The organism is Peribacillus sp. FSL M8-0224, from assembly GCF_038003055.1.
Lineage (GTDB): Bacteria > Bacillota > Bacilli > Bacillales > DSM-1321 > Peribacillus > Peribacillus frigoritolerans.
In genome coordinates, this window is the sequence record NZ_JBBOOJ010000001.1 from 4,057,717 (window position 1) to 4,083,144 (window position 25,428).

The 25,428-nt window shown below is 37.2% G+C and carries 16 protein-coding genes; 8 read left to right on the forward strand and 8 right to left on the reverse strand.

The window, feature by feature from the left end; all coding sequences use genetic code 11:
• Positions 1–242 precede the first annotated feature (242 nt).
• From MKX49_RS19555 to MKX49_RS19585, 7 genes are all read left to right on the forward strand, one after another.
• Entirely contained in the window at positions 243–2,201 is a 1,959-nt protein-coding gene (locus MKX49_RS19555) for an oxidoreductase (protein WP_340877425.1), read from the forward strand.
• Positions 2,202–2,408: 207 nt separating this feature from the next.
• The gene (locus MKX49_RS19560; RefSeq protein WP_226990532.1) at positions 2,409–2,636 is read left to right on the forward strand and encodes a helix-turn-helix transcriptional regulator; all 228 of its coding nucleotides are present in this window, start codon (positions 2,409–2,411) and stop codon (positions 2,634–2,636) included.
• Positions 2,637–2,653: 17 nt separating this feature from the next.
• Positions 2,654–3,052: a hypothetical protein gene (locus tag MKX49_RS19565; RefSeq protein ID WP_098937317.1), complete on the forward strand. Its 399-nt coding sequence runs from the start codon at positions 2,654–2,656 to the stop codon at positions 3,050–3,052.
• Between the two features lie 89 nt (positions 3,053–3,141).
• Positions 3,142–3,975: a hypothetical protein gene (locus MKX49_RS19570; RefSeq protein ID WP_340877427.1), complete on the forward strand. Its 834-nt coding sequence runs from the start codon at positions 3,142–3,144 to the stop codon at positions 3,973–3,975.
• Between the two features lie 365 nt (positions 3,976–4,340).
• Complete coding sequence (locus tag MKX49_RS19575; RefSeq protein ID WP_340877428.1) at positions 4,341–4,580, forward strand: hypothetical protein; 240 nt, start codon at positions 4,341–4,343, stop codon at positions 4,578–4,580.
• A 17-nt stretch (positions 4,581–4,597) separates the two neighbouring features.
• Positions 4,598–4,753, forward strand: coding sequence for a YvrJ family protein (locus tag MKX49_RS19580; protein ID WP_072273495.1), 156 nt, complete (start codon positions 4,598–4,600; stop codon positions 4,751–4,753).
• Positions 4,754–4,933: 180 nt separating this feature from the next.
• The gene (locus tag MKX49_RS19585; protein WP_340877429.1) at positions 4,934–5,524 is read left to right on the forward strand and encodes a sigma-70 family RNA polymerase sigma factor; all 591 of its coding nucleotides are present in this window, start codon (positions 4,934–4,936) and stop codon (positions 5,522–5,524) included.
• Positions 5,525–6,162: 638 nt separating this feature from the next.
• On the opposite strand, the gene MKX49_RS19590 is transcribed toward MKX49_RS19585, so the two are convergent.
• The 3 genes from MKX49_RS19590 to MKX49_RS19600 are packed head-to-tail and all read right to left on the reverse strand — an operon-like array spanning position 6,163 to position 12,960.
• The gene (locus MKX49_RS19590) at positions 6,163–7,860 is read right to left on the reverse strand and encodes a UvrD-helicase domain-containing protein (RefSeq protein WP_340877430.1); all 1,698 of its coding nucleotides are present in this window, start codon (positions 7,858–7,860) and stop codon (positions 6,163–6,165) included.
• Positions 7,853–10,450 (reverse strand): hypothetical protein, encoded by a 2,598-nt coding sequence (locus MKX49_RS19595; RefSeq protein ID WP_340877431.1) that lies wholly within the window; start codon positions 10,448–10,450, stop codon positions 7,853–7,855. The genes MKX49_RS19590 and MKX49_RS19595 overlap by 8 nt, the downstream gene beginning before the upstream one ends.
• 14 nt (positions 10,451–10,464) lie before the next feature.
• Complete coding sequence (locus tag MKX49_RS19600; RefSeq protein WP_340877432.1) at positions 10,465–12,960, reverse strand: UvrD-helicase domain-containing protein; 2,496 nt, start codon at positions 12,958–12,960, stop codon at positions 10,465–10,467.
• A gap of 211 nt (positions 12,961–13,171) precedes the next feature.
• Here MKX49_RS19600 and MKX49_RS19605 point away from each other — a divergent pair, with 211 nt between their 5' ends.
• Entirely contained in the window at positions 13,172–13,609 is a 438-nt protein-coding gene (locus tag MKX49_RS19605) for a very short patch repair endonuclease (protein ID WP_340877433.1), read from the forward strand.
• Between the two features lie 38 nt (positions 13,610–13,647).
• Here the strand turns inward: MKX49_RS19605 and dcm are convergent, their stop codons facing one another.
• The 5 genes from dcm to MKX49_RS19630 all read right to left on the reverse strand — a co-directional run bounded on the left by dcm (position 13,648) and on the right by MKX49_RS19630 (position 25,090).
• Entirely contained in the window at positions 13,648–14,901 is a 1,254-nt protein-coding gene (gene dcm / locus MKX49_RS19610; protein ID WP_340877434.1) for a DNA (cytosine-5-)-methyltransferase, read from the reverse strand.
• A 327-nt stretch (positions 14,902–15,228) separates the two neighbouring features.
• Positions 15,229–20,373, reverse strand: coding sequence for a DNA phosphorothioation-dependent restriction protein DptH (gene dptH, locus MKX49_RS19615; protein ID WP_340877435.1), 5,145 nt, complete (start codon positions 20,371–20,373; stop codon positions 15,229–15,231).
• Positions 20,354–21,739, reverse strand: coding sequence for a DNA phosphorothioation-dependent restriction protein DptG (gene dptG / locus MKX49_RS19620; RefSeq protein ID WP_340877436.1), 1,386 nt, complete (start codon positions 21,737–21,739; stop codon positions 20,354–20,356). Before dptG ends, dptH begins: the two co-directional genes overlap by 20 nt.
• Positions 21,740–21,742: 3 nt before the next feature.
• Positions 21,743–24,076 carry a DNA phosphorothioation-dependent restriction protein DptF gene (gene dptF, locus MKX49_RS19625; RefSeq protein ID WP_340877437.1) on the reverse strand — a complete coding sequence of 778 codons (2,334 nt, stop codon included), beginning with the start codon at positions 24,074–24,076 and terminating at the stop codon, positions 21,743–21,745.
• 366 nt (positions 24,077–24,442) lie between these two features.
• Complete coding sequence (locus MKX49_RS19630; RefSeq protein WP_330501565.1) at positions 24,443–25,090, reverse strand: BglII/BstYI family type II restriction endonuclease; 648 nt, start codon at positions 25,088–25,090, stop codon at positions 24,443–24,445.
• Between the last annotated feature and the right edge of the window lie 338 nt (positions 25,091–25,428).

A 25,428-nucleotide genomic window follows, 5' to 3' on the forward strand; every position in this document is an offset into this window, starting at 1 on the left:
TAAATCAACAAATTCAGAACTGAACCTTTTATGAATCACCACTTTCCAAAAAAAGTTCAGTTATCTATATATAAAATACTATATCCATGAGCCATACCCTCTTTATCCAAGTAAAAAAACGATTATGAAACCACATTCCCCCAAACGGCATGGTTATTGCATATTGAACCTGTATAGGGATAGGTAGAGGCGGATGCCCTCTATGCTCTCATTCTATCTAACATTAGGGAGTGGTCATGGATATGGCTCAATTCAAGAATCTGTTTACCCAATTAACGATCGGTGCTACTGAATTAAAAAACCGGATCTTAAGTACAGCACATCAAACAAATCATGTCACGGACGGAATTCCCACTTCGGATATGGTCGCCTATCATGAAGCCCGTGCTAAAGGGGGCGTCGGATTGATCATCCTTGAAGCGGCATCGGTACATCCATCCGGCATGCTTACATCCAAAACGATCGCAGGCTATGACCAAAGAATTGTCGATGCCTACAAAGAGCTTTCCGAAACGCTCCATAAGTATGGAACGAAGGTTTTCTCGCAGCTATTCCATGGCGGACGAGAAGTCGTATCGAGCGACTACCGAAATGCGGCATGGGCGCCATCCGCCGTTCCCAGCCTGCGCTTTGGCGTGATGCCAAAACCAATGAGCTTAGAGGATATTGAAGGCGTGATTGAAGGGTTCGCCCATTCAGCACAGCTGGCAAAGGAAGGCGGACTGGATGGAGTCGAAATTTGCTGTTCACACGGATATCTTCCTGCCCAGTTTTGGTCACAGCATACAAATAAACGTACGGATCTCTATGGCGGATCATTCGAAAATCGGATGCGATTCATCGTGGAAATATTGGAGAAGGTATGGGAAAGAGTCGGGGAAGACTTTACCGTCGGCATTCGCATGAGCTCAGATGAACTGACGATGGACGGGACTACGATGAAGGATTCCGTGCAAATCGTCGAATATCTCGCGGAAAAAGTCCGATTGGATTTCATCAATGTCACAGCCGGAGATTCAAGTACCTTCGAGGGATCAACCCATATCGTGCCGCCATCACCGATAAAGCACGCATACCTATCTCCACATGGATTCAAAATCAGGATGGCAGGAGCCGTACCGGTCTTTGTTGGCAATCGAATCGTCGACCCCGTTGAAGCGGAGCAGATCGTATCAACCGGAAAAGCCGATGTCGTCGGAATGACCAGGGCCTTAATCGTCGACCCAGACATGCCCAACAAAGCAAAAAGCGGCGACCTGCAGGCTATCGATGCATGCATCGGCTGTTTACAAGCCTGTATCGGTCACTATCATAAAGGACTGCCGATTGGCTGTGTCCAAAACCCAACAACAGGTAAAGAGGCATGGATATTGCCAGAATTAAAGAAAAAGAGAAGCAAACAAAATGTCCTCGTCATCGGCGCAGGACCCGGCGGATTACAAGCAGCCATAACCGCGGATTCACTAGGTCATTCCGTTACACTGATTGATCAAAGCAAATCAATCGGCGGACTGCTCCGCACCATGCGCAAAGCACCCATGAGGCACGAACTCGCGGAATCGATGCTCGATAACTACTCCCGGAAACTAATGAGAAGTAATATAAATGTGCAATTAGGCAAAACAGCCACCGCCCAGGAAATATCCGAAACGAACCCGGACGCCATCATCTGTGCAACCGGCTCAAGGCCCTATACACCAGCCATCGAAGGAATCGATGACCCGCGCATCATCATGAGCGATGACCTCTACAGCTCAACCAAAAAAGTCGGGGAAAACGTACTCGTATTCGACTTTGGCGGTGACTGGCCCGGCATGGAAGCAGCCATCTACCTAGCCGAAAAAGGCCACCAAGTCACACTCATATCATCACGACTGCACATCGGTGAAACCGTCCACCAATATCTCAGGAACGAATACCTAAAAAAACTATACAACCTAAACGTCACACTCCTACCCCACTACGACATCGGGGCAATCAAAGAAAATCACGTCATCATCCGGAACCTATTCACCCAACAAAAACAAGAACTAACCAATTGGGACTCCATCGTCCTCTCCCTTGGCCGCATACCCAACACAGAACTATTCGAAGAAATGAAAGGCAATGCACCTATTGTGAAACAGATTGGGGATTGCCTGGGACCACGGACGATAGAGGAAGCTACGCATGAAGGGATGATGAGTGTGATAAGTTTATGAAGAGAAGAGACATCCCGGGTGGGATGTCTCTTTCTTTTGATGATATAGGTCTGGCACGACCTGCTTATTATTTTTATCTTCTTGTCTAACACTTTAAACCAACTATTATATACTCTATTTTTTTCTCTTTATCTCCAATTCAATTCCTTTTATTCTTTAAAATGTATTATTTTCAATCCATTTTGTATATAATACTATACATAAGAGGTGGAGAATTTGAAAAGAGGAAAAGTAAAAAACAACGTGAGATATTTTCGAAGATTACATGATTTTACTCAAGAAGAACTTTCGGATCGAATAGGTGTACACAGACAAACCATTGTTGCTTTGGAAAAACAAAAATATGAACCCTCAATAGGAATTGTTTTAATGCTCTCTGCTGTATTAAATGAACCAATCGATAAATTATTCTTTTTAGAAGAAAAAACAGATTAAATTCAGGAGGGACCTTTATGCGTTTGAAAAAGTGGATGCTTTTAGTTGGTTATATGTGCTTGTTCTTAGGCTTTGGATATTCATGTTATTCAATTTTTGTAGATGAAACAGGAAGTAATTTCTGGATTATGTGGGGGATAGCTTCTCTTGTTATGGGTTATCAAGTAATTAATTTCTTAGTCAAGAAAAAAAACGATAATTGGAACGATAGTTACGTTGTTGCAGATCAACGTGTTTTTCGTAAAATTTTAGTTTCTCTCTCTATATCATATGTTTTTATTCTGATTTTTTTATTGATTGGAACAATTGGATTCTATAATGATTTCATTTCAGGCTATAATATTTTGGTCGGAGCTATTATTTCAAGTTTGTTGGTTTTTATGATTTCTCAAATTGTGCAACGCTTTGTACACTAATCCAAATAAAATTTCATATAGGTTGTAAAAAAGTTAGTAAATCCTCCCTTATAGAATTGTAAGGTAAAAAATTATAAGGAGGATTTTAAATGACAATCATTAAACCATTATCTTTAAATGCGCTAGAAAAACAATCGTTTAAAGAGAAAATCCAGGAAAAAGTAACCTCCCAATTTAATCTTGCAGCTGACTTTGGTAAGTTGCAGGCAAACGAAATTGATTATTCTGTGTTAAATGAAGGCAAAGTTGCAAAAATGGAAAGTACGATTGGTAAGCAATTTACTATTCCTGTGAAAACACACGAAGGATTAGATGGTGAAGTACATTACACCGAAGTAAATGGGTCCTACCTTTATAACGTTGCAACTAAAACGACAGATGATAAGCTATTAGCAGATCTTCGTAAACTTGCTAATTCAAATGAGGAATTTAACAAACTATCAAAGCACATTACTAAAGATGGTTATACTCTAAACAATGATGAAGAGTATGTAATTCAGAACACCAAGTATTTAGAAGATAAAGAAGGTAAAGTACTTTCAGACTCCCTAAGTATGTTTTCTATTCCTTTATACCAAAAGGAAAATTTAGTTGGTATGCTATCTATTGATGAAAGTAATATGAAACCAGTTATTTTAATTGGTAATGAAAGAATATTTGTTCATGAAAATGGAGAAATCGTAACAATCCAGGCAGGTTCTTGTTCTCTATCATGGGCAGCATGTATGAACAAACAATTAGGATGTTCTACTTGGAATAGTTGTTTAATAATATATGGAAGTTGTCTTGGTGCGTGCTGTACCTGTCTAAATCCACTTTCTTGTATTGTATGTGCAGTATGTGCAGTTGCAGTTGTAGGTGCTGCATGGACCTGCAGAATGTGTGTTCCAGGTGCTGCAAGACCAAAAGAATGTCCAAAATAATTTTCAGAGACTGTCTAGTTTAGACAGTCTCTTTTTCTAGTTTTAAAATACTAAAAAACTAAATTAAGAAAATCACTAAAATGGTTGTTTTATTTGTGACTTTCGGACTTTAAGAAGAGAAGGGGGAAAATTCTAATATTCTGGTTGTGCTGCTGGAAACAATGGCAATGTGGATAGTTATATTTTCAAATCCCGATTACTACCCATTTGAGCTGTAAACTATCCTATTATCCCTAGGTTAAAAAAGGAACATTAACAAACATATGCTCCAATTATTTCTTTTTAAAAAATAGGAGCAAATAACCAATTAAAGTATTATTTAACTAAATGACAAACAATGTTATAGATGTTAAGGAGGATATAAAATGAATAAAGATTTATATGAATTGGTGAGTGAAGCTAAGTCTAAACCTCATAACTTAGAGCCGGTTATCTTTTTATTTCAACCTAAGATTCTAAAATCATTATTTCAAACAAAACAACAAGAAAGAGAAGATTTAACTCAAGAATTAGTTATTTTGATTATTAAAATCATTAATAGATACGACGTTGATAAAACTCCAGGATTTTTTGAGTTTCAAACTAAATATTACAAAAAGAAATAAAATGGAGGGGATCTTATATGGAAACTTACACGACCCTTGTTAATATAATTGGTAATTTCGGATTTCCAATCTTTGTTGCCTTATATCTTTTTATTAGGTTCGAAAAAAAGTTGGAAAAGCTTGAAAAAGCTATTGTGGAATTAGGAAATAATATTCGAGGTGAGAGGAAATGAATCCTAATATTTTCAAGTGTTTTTGCGAAGTAAGAAATACACAAACATTTATCACAAAATGTTTAGATGACAACTCACTCTCCAATGAAGACAGAGATTTTCTGATTGATTTAGTTCAACGGACATCAAAAATCTCTAATAAAATAGAACAGTATTATCCACAAAAAGGAGGTGATGATAATGATTAAATCTGATTGTTGCAGCAATCAACTTTTCGAGTTTGAAGATAACAATAGAAAGTTTATAAATAGTAAGATTATAAAATCCTTTTTAAAAGAAGAAAAAAATTATGCACTGTATAAAAAAGCCATATGTACTCCTTCAATCAAAAATAAGAATAAATTAGATGAAGAATTCAAAAAACATTTATTTTATATTCGTTTTGTATCGCTCATATCCAAAACTATACATTTTACAGCAGTTAAATACGATATAAGTATTAACAATCAAAATAAAAATTTTCCTATCATTCTAAATGCTGAAAATGATAAGTCTATCCCCTTGTTAAACACGATTGAAGTTAAAGAAGAAGGATATGAAAAGATTTATAATGAAGATGCCGAAACCATCGAAGATATTACCTCAGATAAGGAAATCGCCAACGCTCTTTCCCAATTAACCAATACTCAAAAGAAAACACTAAAGTTAAAATATGTTGATAATTTGGCATTTAAAGAGATAGCAGTAATAATGAACGTTTCGCAGCAGGCAGTTTCTAAAAACCACAAACTAGCAATTAATAAATTAAGGAACCTCCTTCAAGAAAAATAGTTGCTTCTCCCCTCATTTTGCCTGCAACCACACTCCCCTTAGGATCCACAAAAATTTGCTCCCATATTAATGTGAAATGAAGTTTCGAAGTTTTTTCAAATAAATGTTTTTCATTTTGTAGAACCTAACTGCTGAAGGCACTAGGCCTACAATCCGAAAAAAAATAAAAATATAAGACTAAGTTAGGAGATGGTCATTAAGCTGCAGTACCTTTTTATGCTAGGAATACGGTTTACTACACCATTTATTAAAACCAACAATAAGGAGTTGGAGACATTCCTTTTGGGAATGTCTCTTTTTTGAGGACGGATTCTTTTATTTAGCCTTCCGCGCAAAGTGATAATGAAGTCGATACTCACAAATATCCTTGGTCATATTAAACAAATCCCACTGGTATTCTGTTTGATTTCAAAGTTAAGCTGGAGAGCTTCCACAGAATAATATCTCCTCTTTTGACCAAGCATGTCGTTCATCTCCATTATTAAAACTCTCTGTTAGACCAATACTCTTAATCTATAAAATGATTCATTTTATATTTCCCCCATTGACTCGATTCCTACTCTTATATATATTTCAAATCTATCATTAAATAAGGGAATGAAGAGCATAAGGGAACATATTCTAACCACCTTTTCCACTTATACCTTAGTCTTACTAAATCCCTTAGCAATATAATCTTTTGTTGAAAAATCCTTAACAAAGGTTGATATACGTTTTTCCGGATCCTCACTAGCTACGAAATAGAGAAAAGCCTCTTGTTTCGTCCTCGTCAAAGAAACATATAAGATTCGCTTTTCTTTTTCTTCAATTTCCTTTTTATCGGAAAGGAAGGCCTCGGAACGAAATTGTTTTATTTTTTCCAAATCGTCTATTTCGTCTTTATGCGGGTAGTAGAAGATGCTGAAGTCCAGTATAAAGACATAGTCGAACTCCAATCCCTTTGTAGCCTTAGCTTCAAGATAGTAGATTTTCGGTTCCTCTACATGCCTCGTCGCATTATTTACGTTTATCTTCTTGATATAAGTGTTTGTACTAAAAAACCGTCCAAAAAATGTCTTCATATCTCGTTCCTTTTGGATGTCATTCTGACGATGGATGATCGCGAAAGTTGAATCCGGTTTACTCTTGCGAATGTCCATGATTTGTTTGCCAACCTGGGTTAGCATATCCTTATAGGATTTAAAGGCCCTAATCAGTGGCTTTTCTCCCTGCCTTGGAAAATATTTCTCGTCGTCATACTTGGAATCTTCATCCGATTGATTAAAATTCAACGAGTTTGCCAGTTTCATGATTTGGTAAGTTGACCGCCAATTACGCTTCAATACGACGTTGTTCCCACTTTGTACTTTTATGCCAAGTGATTGATAGGAAAAGGGACTGTTTTTATAGATTCGCTGCCTTTCATCCCCACTCAAAGTCAATGTTCCCTTATTAATGGCAACCAATAATCTCAGCTGCATTGGTTGAAGATCCTGCACTTCATCTATGAAAATATGATCGAACTTCTCCGAATTAAGCAACTTGTGAAGATTCTCCATGATTAAGAGGGCATAATCTTCCCGGTCAATCCTATTTTTAAAATCTTTCTGTTGTTCCTCCCTATAAATCTCAAATAGGCGGTAAATAGTAATCCGTTGTTTGGCAGAAAGGTTCGGCAGCTTTCCACGCCCTTTACGCTCACAGGTAAGATAATCATCTTTTGAGATGAAGCCATTCCCCTTCATCCAAGCGAATTCGTCCATTAAAAATGCAGTATTTTTTGTCTTCTTTATCGTGTGAATGGAAGGGTAACCTTCGAACTCTTCCGTATCGAGAAGGTTCAATATCCTTAGCATCATCCCTTTTGTGTTATTATCTTTATGATTCAGGTTCCTGTGGGATGTTTGAAATAATTTAACCTCGATTCCCATCGATTTTAATAATCGATACGCTAGTTCATGAAAGGTCATGAATTGGACTTCATGACCGTGTTTCTGCAGCGCGTCATGATATTTTGATTTAAAAAACCTGTTTCCCGCATCCTTAACCAATTCCTGACTGAAAGATACAAACAAGAATCGTTTTCCGAAATCTTCCGACATTTTCTGCATCATTCTTGTCAGGAGAGTGATGCTCTTCCCACTTCCAGCAGATCCTTTTACCAGAAGGTGGGTCGAATTCATTTTAGCCACTTTTTGCTGTTCCTCGCTTAACTCGATGTTCTGCAGAAATCGTTCAGTTTTTTCTGAAATGTCCTCTTCGATGGAAGGCACCTTCTCCATCGCCTTTTCAAGTAAGTCGAAAGCTTTGTTTATTTTTAATTCATATGTTCCCTTGTCGAATAACAACTCACTCAATGTCATCAAACCCTTTTTTTGAAATATCCACCGAATATAGAGCATCCTCACAATATTCATTATGGGGGCAGAGCTTGCATAACTCTGAAGGTGCCGCTTCAACCAGAAGGCCATCCTTCGGAGAAATGAATTGATCCATGTCCTGTTTATTGACCTTCCTGTTATTCATCAATTCGAATGAGCCCTTCCACCTTTCGTTTTGAAAAGCTCCATGATGTGTTAGAAACTGAAAATACATAGTGCTCATCGGATATTCAAGATTTTCATAATATAGTCTACGTCCTAGCCCATATTTTCTCATTCCTTGTACAAGATACTCCTTCAGATTTTCCTCGACGATGAATCGGAGACGTATGCGGGTCAAATAGGGAAACAACCCTTCGAGAATCTCTATGATTTCCGACTTGTGCTGTCCGCTAGCAGCATAAATTTTCACCAGGTTCCCAACCAGAAACTCTTGGTGAAAGGGAGATCGGTAACTAGAATAGCCATTCACGACGGAACTATAGTAGAATCGGCGCTGGCATAAATACATCTCTACGAATTCTTCCCTTGGAAAACTCAGAAGCTTATTTTGCACGGTCGCCATCTCAATATCATTTGGTTGAATGTTAATCGGCATATATTGATAATTATTCTTCCCAGCATTCGCCTCTTTCTCCAACCCTAAAAGCTGAACATAAACCGACCTCTCCAACTGCTCATGGATATCCCAATTTTTAATCCATGAAATTGAAATTTGCCCCTCATAACATAACGCCAAGTAAAACAGGTATTTCGCAAAGGCCCCTTGATTGCCCTTTCTATATAAGTACATATCAGTCGCTGGACGATTCAATCGCTGTATCAATTGTTCCGACAGCGGCCATGGCATAGGCGAACTATCTTCTGGAAAGTGCTTTTCATCCATTCCGCAAAGGTGCAACCCCTTTCCCTCATTCAACAGGATTAGGCCATCCAATTGTTCGAGTCTTTGAATGGATACTTTCTGGTCGTTCATTTCGTTTTCTTTCTCCAATTCTAACTCGAATCCATTCTTTAGATAGACGACGATGGCTTCAGCAAGATCGCTGACATGATATGTTCGTCCATCTTCTACTGGCCTCATCAGCATTCCTTCTAACTGATTAACCAAATCCCTTTCCACTGAACCTAGAAATGAATTCTTCACACCCGATTCATCCAGAAGCTTTTTGACCCTGTCAAAATGGGTCTTGATGGTAATCCGATCATTTTCGATGTTCACTAACCATTTGGCATCAGAAATAAGCTTTTCCATGAACCCTTTAATAACATTTAAATCCTTCAGGGTGACGGAAAAGAAAGAGAACCTCAATACAGGATTGATTCTGACCGCCTTGAAATGATCCGTTTTCTTCAATTGATTCTTCCTTATCGAACGGGAAGAAGATTTTTTGGCAGCCTGCAATCTCAACATCTGGTCGCGCCATTCATCGATGGTCTCGCAATTTCTGAAATAAGGGAGGATGGCATTCAGTTGCTCCGTATAATCTCGGGCATTGTCTGTCCCATAATTGAGCCAGCCCGAGGAAAAACACTCCATTAGGATTTTATCGTTCAAAAAATAATCACCTTTATCCTCATTACTAATCGAATGTAAATGGAGCAGGTACTGTCCGATGGGATAAGACAGAAAATGACTTTCTCCTTCATAAGCCTCTGGCCTAAATTCACGAATCCGTTCCTGTAGCTGATCATTGCTCGGAGAAACATAATGTACGCCATCCTCCAGATCCCCGACAAATTCTATCATGTATTCATATGATTTTTCATGGATGCCTTCGAACTTTCCATCCAATACATTCCCTTGTAAAACCGAGGCGAATCGTTCACTCCGTAATGTCGATGGATCTGTCGTCAAGGTCCAATTATCTCGTTTAGCCCATCCATACTTTTCGGAAAAATTCTCATCCAGAAAAGAAAAGATTTCTGGAAACTGTTCATTGTATAGATTAATGAATACAAGTTCGAACCCCGCTTCCTTCCATTTTGAAAAGACGAAATGCTGTCCTGGCGATATATAATAGAAACCATGGAGCACGATCGTTTTGTTCCTGATCGGCAAATCTTCATTTAAAAAAACCTGAAAGATAGTTTCATAATCTTTCAAATTCCGCTCGGAGTCTACCATATACGGGGTAAAGCCAGGAATCATTTTCTCCCAGACATCACAGAAAAGCTTCTCTTCTATCTTTTTTGAAAAATCAAGGATATCATCCGGCCTTAACCCAATTTCCGTCAGATTCCTCATCGTGATAAGCAGATTTAGTTTATTGCGTTTAAATGAACGGATGACTTTTGAGTTCTCTTCACCTTCCCAGTCACGCAAAAGGTCAGACAGTAGCGAATATTGGTTGAAACGATGTTCTGTATCATTCCATCTTGGATAAAACTTCTTCATGAGCTCCCCAATGGAATACGCATGAAGTATTCGGTTCTTCCTTTTCACTCCTTGTGCCAGAGAGCTCGAAGCACAAATATGTACAGTATCCATATAGGGCTGAAAGTCAGGCAGTAAATGAAAAGTGTATGGATTTTCATATGTAACTACACGAACTGTATCACTCACATCTATCATCCTATCTAATTTTGAGTTAAAAGCTTCGACCAAGTCCAGTTAAAGGAATCATTTTTCATATTCCTGATGATGACCAGTTCTTTCTTTGCCCTTGTCATTGCAACATAAAGCAATCTGGTTTCCTCCTGAATCGACTCTCGGTCTTCAAGGTTATTCATGGATTGGAAATTACTATTTTCCTTCAATCCATACCCAGGCTTGTTGATTTTCCAGCCTATCTCTTTCCTTGCTTCATCAAAAATGATATTACTGAAAGAAGTGGTGAAAAGCCTTTCCGTGAACGGTATAATGACCGTATCGAATTCAAGTCCTTTCGCTCGATGGACAGTCAAGATATGAATGTAATCCATGACTTTTCCATCCGTCAACATTAAATCTTCTTCCTCACGGTTAGTTGCTATCTGCACTTGCAGCCATGAAGCTATCTGATAAAGGGAAACGAAATCTTCAGAAAATTTTTGATGCAACATTTCAAATAGCTTACCTATTGCAAGCTCATAATTATTCGTATACCCAGCAGCCTCCTGAAAAATATAATCATCCGTGTATTCATAGGAAGCTTTATCCCTCAATTCATCTACCTTCCTGGAAAATACCCAATCATAAGGTTTTCTCTCCAAAATGACCGACCTGAGAACAGAAAGAACAGGCTGGGAAGCTAGCCGACTAGCATAATCTTCAAAGGGGAAATTAGTGGCCCCCTTAATGGCACTAATCGCATCCTGGTCATGACCTTCTACTGAGATGACCTTATGCAAGATATATTTTTGGGCCTGTCCATATGGTCCATAAACTAGGTTCGCTAAGTATTTACCGTTATCCGGATATAGAAGGGCTAAGACAAGCGAGAAAAATTGTCTCACAGGTTTCGAAGTGAAAAAACCGCCTCCGACTTCAAGTTTTGCCATCAAATCTAATTCCCTGCACCATTTATCCATTAATCTTGCCTCTTCGATGGTCCTTGTCAATATAGCCATCTTCCCTTTATCCTCGCTTGGTTTCTGGCTATTTGATTCTTTCAGTATTTTGAACCTTTCCTTAACAAATGGCATGATATATGTTTTCATGTTCTCCTTCGTATCTTCTCTTCTGCGCTCTATAGTAAGTGGTTCTTCCCGATTGTCGTCCTTCACTCCCTGCAGAATGTCGCCTTCCATTCCATATTTCAGGAAGCCTTTTTCACCCCATTGTGTAAAGTATTCACCCATTTGCCCTAGAAGAGGTTTAGTTGTCCGGTAGTTTTTCGTCAACGCGTATTCCGAATCATCGATTTCCACTCCGCGTTCATCCAGCTTTTCCTTCAACCTGGTGAATGCAGTATGGTTTGCACCCCTGAACCGATAAATGGACTGTTTGACATCTCCCACCACAAATAAGGTTGCCGAAAATGCTTCCTGAATTGTGCCTATCAGTCGAATTTGTACATCATCGCTATCCTGGAATTCATCCACGAATAGGTACGAAATCGGATTGGACAAGTTCTGAAAAGCCTCCATACCGTGGTCATGCCTTATTTGATCGATTTGCCGTGTCAGGTCATTGACAGTCACAGCATTCAACGTTTCTTTCTCGATAGCAAACCTTCGTTCCACATTCCTTATAACAGTCTGAATCAGGTCATTAATCTTCTGATGGGGTCCATCCGCTTCTCCAAACTCCACTTCATGAAGGATTTCATCTGTGGAAAAACCTTTTTGTTCGAATTTTTCCCAAAAGCTAAGAAGGGTATCGACCAACTCATATACTTTCAGTGGAGAGATTAGAACTTGTATGCTCTCTTCTCCATTCGCCAATTCTGCCTTGAGATAGGAATCCAATTCCTCTTCAATCCACTTCTTCTTATCCATTTTGAAACTGCGTAATCGTACATTCAACCCGAAGCCCCTTAATGAACCGATTTCCTTCAAAAGAGATTTACAGAATGAATCGATAGTCTGAATTCGGACCTTATTTAAATTCTCTATCACAGTTAACAATTCCAGTTGGCCTGTCAGGTGGTACCGCTTAAAAAGATTCTCTCTTAATTTTGTATACATATTATGTGCGGCATCCTTGGTGAAAGTAATCATGACAATCTCAGCAGGGTCAACTTTCGCTTTCAATAACAAATAGAGTATTCTGTCAATCATGACCGTCGTTTTTCCCGTGCCGGCGCCAGCCTTCGCCATTATGTTTTTCTCATGGGGTGCATGTTCAATTCGATATTGTTCCACATTAAAATCTGGATAGGTAGCTATAATTGAATCAAGGTGATCGAGTCCTTGACCATCCTTAATCTGGATTGCTTTCTGAATGGGATGCCCAATACAAATCATCTCCTGGTATAACTTCGCCTTTTTGTATTTACCAATTTCGCAATAATCAGCAAAGTCTATCATTCCGTTCGTGAATAAAAATACTTTTATTCCCCTCTTCAGAAGTCTGTATAGGAAAAGTTTCTGTTCCCCCGCCTCTTTATGGTCCACATAATAAACATAGGAATATTCTATATCTTCTACCAATGGGTCCCCCCCTTAATTAAACTCCAAAATAGTGCATATATACCATTATATATGAATCAAATTTTATATACAGGTTATTTCTTCTTTTACCTTAAATTGTAAGTGAATCAAGTTATATAAACATTAATGATGTTTATAAATCGGAAGGATTGGTACTAATAAAGTAAAGGAATAAAGGACAACACTTCTTTGCTGAAAGGGGATTCTTCAAATGGCAAATAAAGCACGATTACCAGAGACGAAAGAAACCCGGAGTAAAATCATGTCATCCATTAAAGCCGTTTCGAAGCTGGAAACGTTCGTTTCACATGAACTATGGCACAGGGGGTATAGATTCAGGAGGAATGTCAGGGGAATGATGGGAACACCAGACATCGCCATCAAAAAGTATAAGGTCGTCATATTCATCGATTCGTGCTTTTGGCACTTTTGCCCGATACATGGAAAAATGCCAAAGAGCAATATAGATTTCTGGGTGAAGAAGCTTGAGAGAAACCAGGAACGCGATTTAGAAATCACAAATTATTATACAGATGGAAATTGGCATATCTTACGAATCTGGGAGCATGAGGTAAGGAAGGATTTTGATAATACCATCGAAAAAATCACCACTTTCATCGATAATGCCAAGGAAGATGTGGCACAATAAAAATGGTCCCTGACCATTAGCCAGGAACCATTTAAAATTTAATATATACTAAGTTGTAATTGTTGTGGATTCACCTTAATGGCTTCCACATCTTCTTCCTCGATTTCGAGAATTCGCTTGGCCATTCTTTCGATCAGTCCGACAACCAAAGCATTTCCCATACAGAAGTACCTCATCCGTTCGGACATTCCTTCCGTCCAATAATCAGGGAATCCATTCAATCGTTCACATTCTACCGGGGTCAGGATGCGCATCCTTTTCGTTTCAGGATCTTCAACCACATGGCTACTCCGATTCACTGTACCTTCACTTGTCAGCATCGTACGGCCAGGCTTATCCAAAGGATCCGGGAAAGCCATCCCACCTTCGGAGAAGGTATATTTATGTCCAGTCGCAGCGACCCTCTCAATCTTTTTCGGCCCTTTAAAATCTTTAAACTTCTCGATTGCATTTGCGTTCAAATAATACTTTTCATCGACACCTGACTGTAAGATTTCACCTAACATACGTGGTTTCTCCTCAATGGGAACCAGTTGCTCAGTATAAACCTTGCCATTTCTCATTATCCCTGCATTCAAATAAGTCTTCGAGAATGAATCCGATATTTCCAAAAGATCTTCTTCCATCATGAAACAATCGGGCTTATGCTTTGTGGAAATTTCCAACTTCACCGGGAATGCATTTGCGAAGAAACCTCGCTCATGCAGCATGACGGCTTCACCTTCGTTAAATCTGCTTATGGCATACGGCGTATCGTTCCTGATTGCAAAAATGAAGACCCTGCGTCGCCTCTGGGCTTGTCCATACTCCGCGGCATTGACGACTCTCCACTCAACCGAATAATTCTTATCCCTGAAGCTTGCCAGCATGATGGAAAAGTCCCTTCCCCGCTGTTTCGATGGTGACTTCAATAATCTGTCCACATTTTCCAGCAAGATATACTTTGGCCTGATTCCATCCACTAGCCTCATTATTTCCCAGAAAAGCACCCCTTTTTTACCTTGGATTCCCTTTTCTCCGGAAAGGCCCCTGGCAACTGAATAATCTTGACAGGGAAATCCGCCTACAATTAATTCAATCCCTTTATTTACAAACATCTTTTCGTCAACTGTTGTAATATCTTCGTTGGAGTGAACGCCTTTTTTGAACCGTCTTGCATAACATTCAAAAGCATCCTGTGATTTTTTTGATGGTTCCCATTGGTTACCCCAAACCACATCAAATCCTTTTGCAGCTTCTAGGCCACGGCGAAACCCCCCGACCCCCGCAAACAATTCAATTGCATTTATCATGACCGAACATCCTTTCGGCTTTTATACCTATAATGAATGATAATCCCCTAAAGAATCAAGGATTACCTTAAATATTTTATAAAATTTTTTTTTTTGCTACTGAATATAATAGTTTAATATTATACATCCTATCTCTATCATTTTAAAGTGTAAAGAAGTAATAGTAAAAGAATTAATGATTCCATTTTTAAATCCCATACTATAGACAATTAAAATAATATAAATGCCTCAGCATTACTTAAGAAAAGATACCATGTAAATGATATCAGGACGATAGACAAAATAAAAATATTAAAAGGCTCCTAGAAAACAGGAGCCTTCTGTATTTCATTCCAATCTTTCATCCAATGAACTTATATCAATTACAATCGGCATACTATGTTTCAATGTACCATCGTCCTGAAGCATAGGTCCCGAAACGACACATTGCCCTTTTTTTAATGTGGATAATTTGCGTTCCCATTCTTTTCTTGCATGACTATCTTGAGCAAGATTGGCGGCTATTGAACTAATTTCATTTTCAGGTGGCATAAAATTAACTTTTTGACTCGAACCTTGCAACCTGGAAATTTCATCGATGGTAAACTGTCCTCTGAATGATTGAGTGGCATACCAACCTGACCACCCAAACTTTCTTCCTTCCGACAAAATTTTAGCGCTTGGAGACTTTTCACGATGATCCAAATTTTGGGCTTCGTCTAAAATGACAGCCAAAGGTTTCGTCTTATCTCCATGATTTAATTGATAATTCCATAAATCCCACAAAATGAATTCAGTAATCATCATCTGAACATCCCGATTATAGCCTGTTAGCTGAACTATGAACACTTTACCTTTTTGAGATAAAATTTCTTGCCAATTATATTCACCATCGCTCTTGAATGGATTTTTATCTATAAGTGGCTTGATTTGGGACCGCGCAGTTTTGGCTGGACCTGTATTGTCCTCTCCAAGTTCCACTAAAAGCAGTTCTAAATTCATGCTGTCCCCATACTTATCCAACCCGCGAAGTACCGCTTCATAAATGGCATTTTGCTGTTGGATTCCCAAATCTTTGTATACCGACGAGAACACACCTTTAATTCGTTCAGCAATGTCCGTGTTATCCTCATCCATGTATTCATCCTCATCAAGTTCCTTTTGATTACGCTTGAAAGGGTTGATCGGGAACTTATCCCTTGCAACCAGGAATTGTTCCAAACTACCACTTAATTGCTCTTTGAATTGTGGTTCAAGTTTAGAATTTTTAAATCCATCCGTATAATCAAAAATGATGTTGGAAATCCCGCTTCTCGATAATTCCAATAATAAGCATTGAATGAAATAACTTTTTCCCTGTCCTGACTTCCCAGAAATCAAAATATGGCGATTTGCTAGTTCCCGATGACCGTATTCCCAGTACACTTTTTTCGAGGACCCTTCTACAGTTCCTAAAAGAACTCTAACATCCTTCAACTCAGGAATGTTTGGAAAAGTTGGGTCTACGATAACTGGTTCTAGTTCTGGTTCTAGTTCTGGTTCTGGTTTTGGTTTTGCTTTTGGTGTTTCTAAACCAGTTTTCCCTGTAACACCGTTGGGCAGTGGATCAGTGGAATCCGCTATCTTAAATCGATATTTATGGAACAGTAAACTTTCTGATTTAATGTCTGTTTTTTCGGTTCTTATATTCGTTTTAAGGGTTTCAATCTCAGTGATCACACCTGAATATCCATCATCCTCAGTTAAATCGACGACCAAAATATCATCATCCAGTCTAACCGATCTCCATGTTTGTTCCTTCTTAAAGGATAACACCGCTCCTTTTCCGATAAACGGTTGAAGATGATTACTTAATTGATAATCATCATTCAACAATTTTTCTTTCAGGGAATGGATTCGGGAGTAATCCTTTTCGGGCCAGATATCATTATCGATCAATTTCTCAGCATTAGACAATAACAATTGGATGAAGAAGTTCCTAAAGAATTCATTTTTGAATAAAGCTTGGTCATCCTCATTATATTTGGCTAATTGCGTTTTAAACAATTGTTGAGTTTTGTTAATTTGCTCTTTCGCTTTAACAATGGTCGATTCTTGATTAAAACCTATTTTCACTTCTACTGGATAATAATGCACAAAGGTATCCTCACCTCTGGTTTCAATGCCGATTAAAAGCAAATCATCACTATGCATACCTTTGACATTAAGGTTTTTCGCAGAAAATACACCTTCACTTTTCGTTAACCTTACTGCTCCTGCAATACGCAATACTTCCTCCAATGATATAGGCACCCAAAGAATGTTTTCGTGATCCAAAGTACTGAGGATATAACGTATCGCTGAAATGATACTTAACTTTTCTCGGGAAAAGTGTCCTTTACTGCCAATTATCCGGAGTAGCCACTCACCATTTAAGCTATTGAACCCACGAATTGCCGTTTCAATTTGACTTGGCTGAGCATTGATTTCCTGACCAGCTAGATATTGCTCGATTATTAATTTATATTGTGCTGATTTATCCGTTACGGTGATTGCATCATATTGTGTGGAGGACGAATATTGATCACTATAATGAATTACCAATAGGTTCCGGGATGCACTTTGGAAAAAGTTCAAATCGACATTAGGTTCGATAAAAGTCACCCAATAAGATGTATCATACAATTGATTTAGTATATCTTCATCATAATTGGCTGTTCTTGTAACGATTGTTTCATCCTTACGATAAGGGTTGGTACCTCCGCTATCCAGGTTGCTGGCTAACTCATTCAAACATATGGCAATAGAGATAAGTTCATTGGTTTGATGTTCAGCGTTCTTCAATCCAAAACCAGTACGATAATCCTTCTCCGTTTCCAAGAATGATATGGATGAAAGAAGCCCTTTCAATGACAAGCCCGTATCTATATCCTGGATTTTATTTTTAGCTGGTGAATCGTTCGATATCATTTTATAAAAGGAAATATGGGCATAGCCATATTCATTTACATTCAATGGTTTATAATAGAGCACATTTTCCCGAATCAACCTTAAAACATCGACTGCATCCAATTTTTTGGTTGTTAATGATACATTGAAAGTTGCTTCAAATTCTTCCACATTATCATTCATGGAAAACTTTTCGAAGGCACTGACGGAACCTTTATCATCATAAAGGGCAACTTCAATCGGAACGATTTCAGATGCACCTTTTTTATCAATTTGCTTTTTGATGAAATTGATGAGTCCTCTAACTACCTCATGATCATTACTGATGTTAATTACATTTATTTGAATGGGCGATTTTGATTGTTTTAAAAATAGAAAAGGGAAGTGCTGTACGAATTGATTTAATTTCTCCTCCACTACATTAGCTAGAAACGCATTTGATTCGCCTATTGCCACTTTTTGCATCGGCTCATAAATCATCCATTCTGGAGCATCTTTTTGATTTATAGGGCGATAGATCTCTTTATCCTCCCCATAAATATATGGAAGTAAATTATTGGGATGCAGCCTATCCAAAATATGCAATTCTATTGGCTCATTCTTCAACCTTTTATTGATTTCCAATTGGTATGCTACATTCAAAGGGTGTAAAGGTGTAAATGAAATTTTATCTTCCTCTATGATCGTTCCAAGTTTAAATAAGTTCTTGGATCGTTCCGCCAAAATTACATTCTCCTGAATTCCCGAAATCAATTCGATGAAAGAATTTACGTACTTTAAGGATAAATCGAAAAGCTCTTCGTTCATATATGAAAGACTAGGTAATAAGTTTTGCGATTTATAATACCCAAGCAATTCGTTATAAGCCTGTTCAATTTCCACGTTTAAGTCCAGACTAAAACCTTCGAGCCCAGTCACCTCTCGCTTCGCATGAAAAAGTCCTTTACCCACCCACTCTTTTTCATCCAACAAATATATTTTTATCTCCTCACGTGCCGAAAACTCACGTGTGTTTTGTTTTAGCTTATTATTTTCGACATCATAATGGAAATCCTCTAACTGCTCCCTTTTTAGTTTCCATATTCTGCTTCCCGTAATGGGAGTTATCCTAGAAATTTCTTCCTTTATATTGAATGGAATTAGGGCTCCATTTTTTTGTATCTGGAAATGTAAGTTATCATCATTCCAAGCTGAAGAGGCATTTGAAATTTCAATCCCTTGATCCGATTCCATGATGACTTGGTTTTCTTCTTCAACGAATATTTCATTCCTACCAGAATCTTTATCTCCAAAGGTAATCATTTCGTCTTTTTTATTTAAAATAATCTTTTTGGTTTTACTATTGACTTCATATAGCGTTTTAATTTCCCCCAAGAAATCCTGGTCGCATTCAACAATGGCAATATTGAAATCATACTTGGATTTCGATTGATTGTTATGTGTATAGACGACTTGGTGGAAAGTGGTGCTATTAGGTTCATGAGCTAGGGAGATCACTAGCTTTTTCCCTGATACACTACACAAGTTTTCGGATTTTTTATGGATGAATTCTTTTTTTAGACGCTCATCAAATTCAAAGGTAAGATTTACTTGGCTTTCTTTTGTTGTATTAAAAACAATCAAATGCCGCTTTCTTTGGCCAACCTTGGTATCTTTGTGAGGCTTTTCCCAATAGAATAACCCTTCACTGGATTTCTTTTTCGGACTTTCAATATAACCAAGAGTCCGTCCAGTTACTACATTTTCGGCTGATTCCTTCACAAATCCATAGTCTAGTTCATTCCAACTTTCCTTGCGTAAGGCTTGGACACCTTTATCATCAAATATTTTTTCCAACTGGTTTTGAAGGTTTTCATATTCATGTATATGTTGCACTTTTTCGAATAAAGCATAGTTTTCTTCCAATCTTTTTTTCATTTGGCTTTGAGGATACTGATCCAATTTCCCGTCATAGAAAAGTCCTAAATGGGAATAGTCTTCTTTTTTTATCTGTCCTTGTGATAGGAAGCCTAGTATCTCTTCATAATCCCATAATGATGATTGAATAAAAGATTCTTCCAATTTCTTGTTAAGGTGAAATTTCAACAACTCTTTTTGATCGGCTGCTAGGAACTTATTCTTTTCGATTTCTTCTTTCAAAGTCCTTAATATTGACTTTACATTGAAAGGCATCCCTTCTTTTTGTAAGTCACTACTTCCACCCCTTATACTGTCCAGTGTTTCATGACAAATGCTCAGTAATGCAGTTCCTGACCAAATTCCCTTCTGTTCCCCCACTTGATTCCGAAGTGTTACCAAGAAATCGGGGGTCACATTTTCGGAAGTTGCCGCAACGACGATTTTCACTCTTCCGGATTTAAGCGAAAAAGTTGTATACGGGGAGCCTTGATGATGCTGATATCTAAAAATGCCTGATGTTTCATCAGATTCCAGGAACTTGTAAAACGCTTTAACTTGTTCCTCATTATCAAATTGAAGATAAAAGCGTTCTCCACCTTGTAAAGTGACTTGATTAAAATAATTGATTAATTTCTCTGATAGGTATTTATAAAATTGGTTTAACATATTGGGCATCCCCACTATCACTCTTTTTGTCTAACAAATTCAATTTATCATATAATCTAACGATTTCTTCCCGGGAATATCTATCTAAATATATGCCTCGGAGTTCCAAATCAAGGAAAACCTGCTTTAATGACTTTCGTTCTTTTTTTAAACTAAGTGCAGTTAACAACAATAATAAATCCTGGCTAACATTCAACATGTAACCTAATGAACCCCTTGTTTTCAGGAAGAACTTTTTTCCGATTTCTTCAATTGACAAACTATACCGATTTCGTGGACCTTGCATCGTCGGCTTTTCGTATGCCTCTTCAATGCTTGAATATAACTTTGCAACCAGATCTTCATATGTTAAATTCTCAGGTAAGTTTTGTTCGGGTAGAGCTAGATGAAAGCGATACTCCACTATCCATTGATTAAGCAGGCCCAATAGCACCTCTTTTTCTTCAGAAGGTAACTGTTCATATGTCAGCTGCAGTTCAGAATAACTCTGGGAATCATCCGTTCCCATCAGGAAATTCAAATGCTCTAAATTATTGATATCAATCAATAGAGTACGTGCGGCTTCCTTTATCATCTGATAACCATAACCATAGCTTTTACGATTTTTACTCGTTGCTTCCCAATCTAAAGTGTAAAAAACTTCATTGTTTGAATCGAGTTTTCCTTTTCCTTTTTGAGACATCTTTAAAGTCAATTGGGTAATATACAAAAAGTAATAATAGCTTAAGAATATTTCATAATGACTTTTAAAGTAATCCTCATGTTGCACCAAGAACAAGAAATCCTCTTTAAACATCTTCGAAATGTATGGAAGTTTGCTTGAATACTTAATTTTAGCATCAGTCTTCTCAACCCCGGAAAGTTGATGCAATACTAGCTTCGCCACTAAATCATCAGATGAATTCTTTTCAAACATTTTCCCGAATTCTTTATCCGCTTCAATCAAGACATCGGACAAAAATTTTGCTATCTCCTGTTCCCCTTTCATTTCCGGCCCTTCATTAAAGGGCAAGTATTGAAAAACGTGAGGATGGAACACTTTTATATTCCCCTTTTTATCATGTAAAAATAGGCGAAGTATTTGTTCAAAGAATGGTTTATCTTCTTCTGAAACATCGACTACCTTGCTAATATTTTTAATTAAATCCTCAAGATTCAACTTTTCCTTCAAATGATTTGATGAAATATTACGGGTAAACTCACCTAAAACGCCTTCAAATCCCTTACGGAATTTAGGTCGCTCCGTACCTCTTGTGGTAAATGGCAAAAAGGTACTCTTACGATTGATTGTATGTTTAAGTCCTGCATTATCAGGCTTGATAGATAAGGAATCCCTTAATTCTTGTAAATTTTTCTGCTCAACCATCACTTAATCCCTTCTGAACGTAAATTCTTCGTAGTCATCATCATAAATCAATTTAAACGCTTTATTGGATTGAAGGTTTACGAATAATAACTCCTTTTCCCTATTTCCGTGCTGCATGATTTTATCTATAAATTCAACATATTGAATGCAATCCTCTTTATCCTTCTTATTGGGACGATATCCTTTTGACAACTTAACCAGCATTTCATATAATGGATAATCGATTTCCATAAAGAAAGGATTTCTCCTTGATTCATCACCAAAAGCTAAACGAATCGTCAAATGAAACCTATTTAATACACCATCGGCACCACTTTCCAAATGTTCAAAATAAGGTTTGATCATTAATGATTGTGCCACTTGAATGTTTTCATTCGATTTATCTATATATACATAATCATTCTTTGGTGTACCGTTCCAAAGGAAAATGGATTCTTTCAATAAATTCGTTATCCTTCTCAAACCATTCCTATCCCCTATATTAAAATGATATAAATATGAAAGATATTCCTTGTAGTCGCTGTCCACAAAGACCTTCTTGACTTCATTGGATAAAAAATAGGCCAAGCGGATTAACGCCTTATTATACAGATGACGAGAGGCATCCGTTAATTCATGGAATGCTCCAACACCCTCTATTTCCTTTGCCCAATCTCCAAGGGAAGACAGGTCAATATACTTATGAAAGGTATCCTTGATATCCAATGAATTATTCAATTCAATCAATATTTGATCGACTACATCCGTACGCTTATGAATTGGGTCCAATGCTGAAATCACTGACAACAAATGAGAGCGATCCTTTCCTTCGAAAAGAAGGTAAGGAAGTAGACCTTCCGTCTTTTGAACAGCATCAGAATTAATATAATCCACTTCCTGATTAGCCGGCACCATGATATCATGAATGAAATTGAGTAAAGATCGTGTTGAAATGATCATTTTATGCTTGATGATAGCCTGAATTAGCAAATCCACTATTCCTTTCCTAATTTCCGGCAACATCAGTAATTCATAGTTAGTGATAAAGAAACCTTTTATCCTTTCCTTATCCCTTAAGTACGCGCGGTAGAAAGGATTTTCCTCCGTGTTATTCACTAAACGCTCTAAAAGGGTTGAATAATATTCCGAAACAGATTCACTTGCCGTTAATTCAAAGGGTTGATAATCGCTAAAACTGATTAAATGAAAGTTGTCATTCTCTTTGTTTTCCGTAATGGTTGAAGTTTCAAAGACATTGGCCGCTTTAATGAATTCAGATAATATTTTGAAGTTTTCCAACGCATAAGTTGATTCCATGAAGTTATTCAGGACTCCCAGATTAATGGCCAAAATCAATTTATCTTGGGCACCTTCAATTTTTTCATCACTGAAAGGCTTCAAAATTTCAGCCAATGTATCCAAAGAACTCTTTTGCGGATCAAAACTCTCGGTGGCATCGTTATGAATCATGAACTGATTTACCAAGTCAGGATATTTATTTTTCAAATATGCCAGCAAATGGGATTTTCCATCACCAACACTTCCACACAAGAAAATCAACTGAGCCTGATTCCTACTTACTGACCTATTCAATGCCTGCTCCAAATCATCTTGAATCGACCTTTTCACATGTAAATATTCTTTAAAACCACTAAATTGATTTGAATTCTCGATGGCCTCTTGCGAAGACTCCTTAAGTTTCGATAGCTCTTTAAGTAAATAACTTTCTCCTTCTTTAAGAGTGAATTCAAATTGGTCACTTATTTCTTTCTCATATACGAGATTAGGCTGTGGCGTACTTTCCCGATTTACAGGGACTTCGCTCTCAGTTTCAACTGTCGCAGCAGCAGCTTTGGATGCTGTCAATATTAATTCCAATTTTTTCTCTAAGCTTGAGGTCTTTTCCTCAAGTTCACTAAATATATCCAAATCACTCTTCGGTTGAGGATATTTATATTTTTGTGCAACAAATGAATAATCCCCATATAGTTCCATGAACCAAACTGATACTTCAAACAACCGTTTATGCATCTTGAAGGCATTTTCCAAATCATTATCAATGAATTCATGTGTTCCTTTATTCCCTAAATAACGAATTGTATCGAAGGATCTTGCAATATCCTTTGTTAAAATCTCCTCTTTCTCTAGAAGCTGGATCCGTTCCACCAATTTTAAGTAGCTTATATTTTCAATCTCTTCATGTTGCTTAGCAATTTCTTTCAATAGCTCTTCAGAAAATATTCTTCCTTTTATTAAAACCGTTTGTGGATCATTATAAAAGACATCTTCAATCTGCCGACCAATTTCCGCTAATTTCGGAAACTTCCCCTCTAAAAATCCAAAATTATTATTCTGCAATTACTAAAACACCTCAGTATGTCTATAGATTTTTTAAAAGCCTATAAAAATATATATTCAAAAAATGAACACTGATCATTTTCTACCTTGAAAAAATTAAACATGAAACTATATACTTATAGTTTCATGTTTAATTATAGCAAACGGTTTACAATGGTCCTAGAGTAATAATCCATTTGTTTTCCAAAGTTTAAGTTTGTTGTACAATCCAGATTAATTTGTCATACGAATTCCATTTGAATAATTCAAGAATAAATGCTTTAATGTATACCCAATTTTTGATTAAGACAAAAAAAAGCAACCAACCAAAGGTCAGTCGCCATAATTTTCCACTATTTAATTAGCATGACCTCATCCATTAATTATTCATGCTTTAATATTCTTAATAAAATCCCTAACAAACATTTCATGCTTAATATTGGATTTGCTTTGGAGTTCTTTCAATGTAAGCTCACCTGTATTCAGTGGTAGTTCATCATCTTCATTATAGTCTAAACCTATCACTAAAATCGGGAAATTAAAAATACCATTAGCCGATTCCAGTTCACCCACAGTTTTTTCATAGGTTGCAATTCCACTGTCTATGCGCTTTGACAAACTTTCCGTTGGTAATATTAACACACCAATATTATTACTTTTTTTATAATTTAAAAATTGGAGTTTAAAATAGTTCCGATAAGTGCTGGCTACGTTTCCAAATTCAACTTCAAGATGAATATTATAGTCTTGTTCCTCTTTTGAAACATTTTTTTTATAGTCAATCGTTAAATATTCCTTATCATTTACAGGAAAATGCTCATCATGGTTCCAGCCATCGGATTTTAGTCTTAGATTTAAATATGAATCTATAATTTGTTGAATTACATCCAGTTTCTTTTGATTCGCGGATTTATTTTTATATATAGGAATTGGGGCTTGTTTGCAAATATTCATTAGCTCATCGTATGTTTGTTTAAATGGCTCTTGAGATAGAATATTCTCAGCGAAATTATGGGAATGAATCTTCAGTTTCATTTTCTTCTCCTATTTCCATTTATTTTCATCAGTTTATTTATCTTTTACACTGCCAAAAATTTGATGATTAACCTTTAAACATCCTGATTTAATGGTTCTCTTTTCATTTCTTTTTATCTAAATTATACAAGCATCTCGTATCAAAGGCACTATATGATGCCAATAAATAAGCGTCCGTGATAAGGACTTGATCGCCTGTGAAAAAAAGAACTTTTGCACGACTTTAATTGAAAGTCCAAAATGTGGTTTGCTAATCTTAATGTACCATTTCAGTTTTAAAAATAACAACATTTTCATTAATAAATTGGCCAATTGTTGAACCAAACTCTTGTACTCCC

What these genes read in the sequence shown, in the direction of transcription:
- dptH (WP_340877435.1), bottom strand. Translation starts at nt 20,373, where the DNA reads ATGTTAAACCAATTTTATAAATACCTATCAGAGAAATTAATCAATTAT.
- dcm (WP_340877434.1), bottom strand. Translation starts at nt 14,901, where the DNA reads ATGATAAATGCAATTGAATTGTTTGCGGGGGTCGGGGGGTTTCGCCGT.
- MKX49_RS19630 (WP_330501565.1), bottom strand. Translation starts at nt 25,090, where the DNA reads ATGAAACTGAAGATTCATTCCCATAATTTCGCTGAGAATATTCTATCT.
- MKX49_RS19555 (WP_340877425.1), top strand. Translation starts at nt 243, where the DNA reads ATGGCTCAATTCAAGAATCTGTTTACCCAATTAACGATCGGTGCTACT.
- MKX49_RS19605 (WP_340877433.1), top strand. Translation starts at nt 13,172, where the DNA reads ATGGCAAATAAAGCACGATTACCAGAGACGAAAGAAACCCGGAGTAAA.
- MKX49_RS19585 (WP_340877429.1), top strand. Translation starts at nt 4,934, where the DNA reads ATGATTAAATCTGATTGTTGCAGCAATCAACTTTTCGAGTTTGAAGAT.
- dptG (WP_340877436.1), bottom strand. Translation starts at nt 21,739, where the DNA reads ATGGTTGAGCAGAAAAATTTACAAGAATTAAGGGATTCCTTATCTATC.
- MKX49_RS19565 (WP_098937317.1), top strand. Translation starts at nt 2,654, where the DNA reads ATGCGTTTGAAAAAGTGGATGCTTTTAGTTGGTTATATGTGCTTGTTC.
- MKX49_RS19580 (WP_072273495.1), top strand. Translation starts at nt 4,598, where the DNA reads ATGGAAACTTACACGACCCTTGTTAATATAATTGGTAATTTCGGATTT.
- MKX49_RS19575 (WP_340877428.1), top strand. Translation starts at nt 4,341, where the DNA reads ATGAATAAAGATTTATATGAATTGGTGAGTGAAGCTAAGTCTAAACCT.
- MKX49_RS19570 (WP_340877427.1), top strand. Translation starts at nt 3,142, where the DNA reads ATGACAATCATTAAACCATTATCTTTAAATGCGCTAGAAAAACAATCG.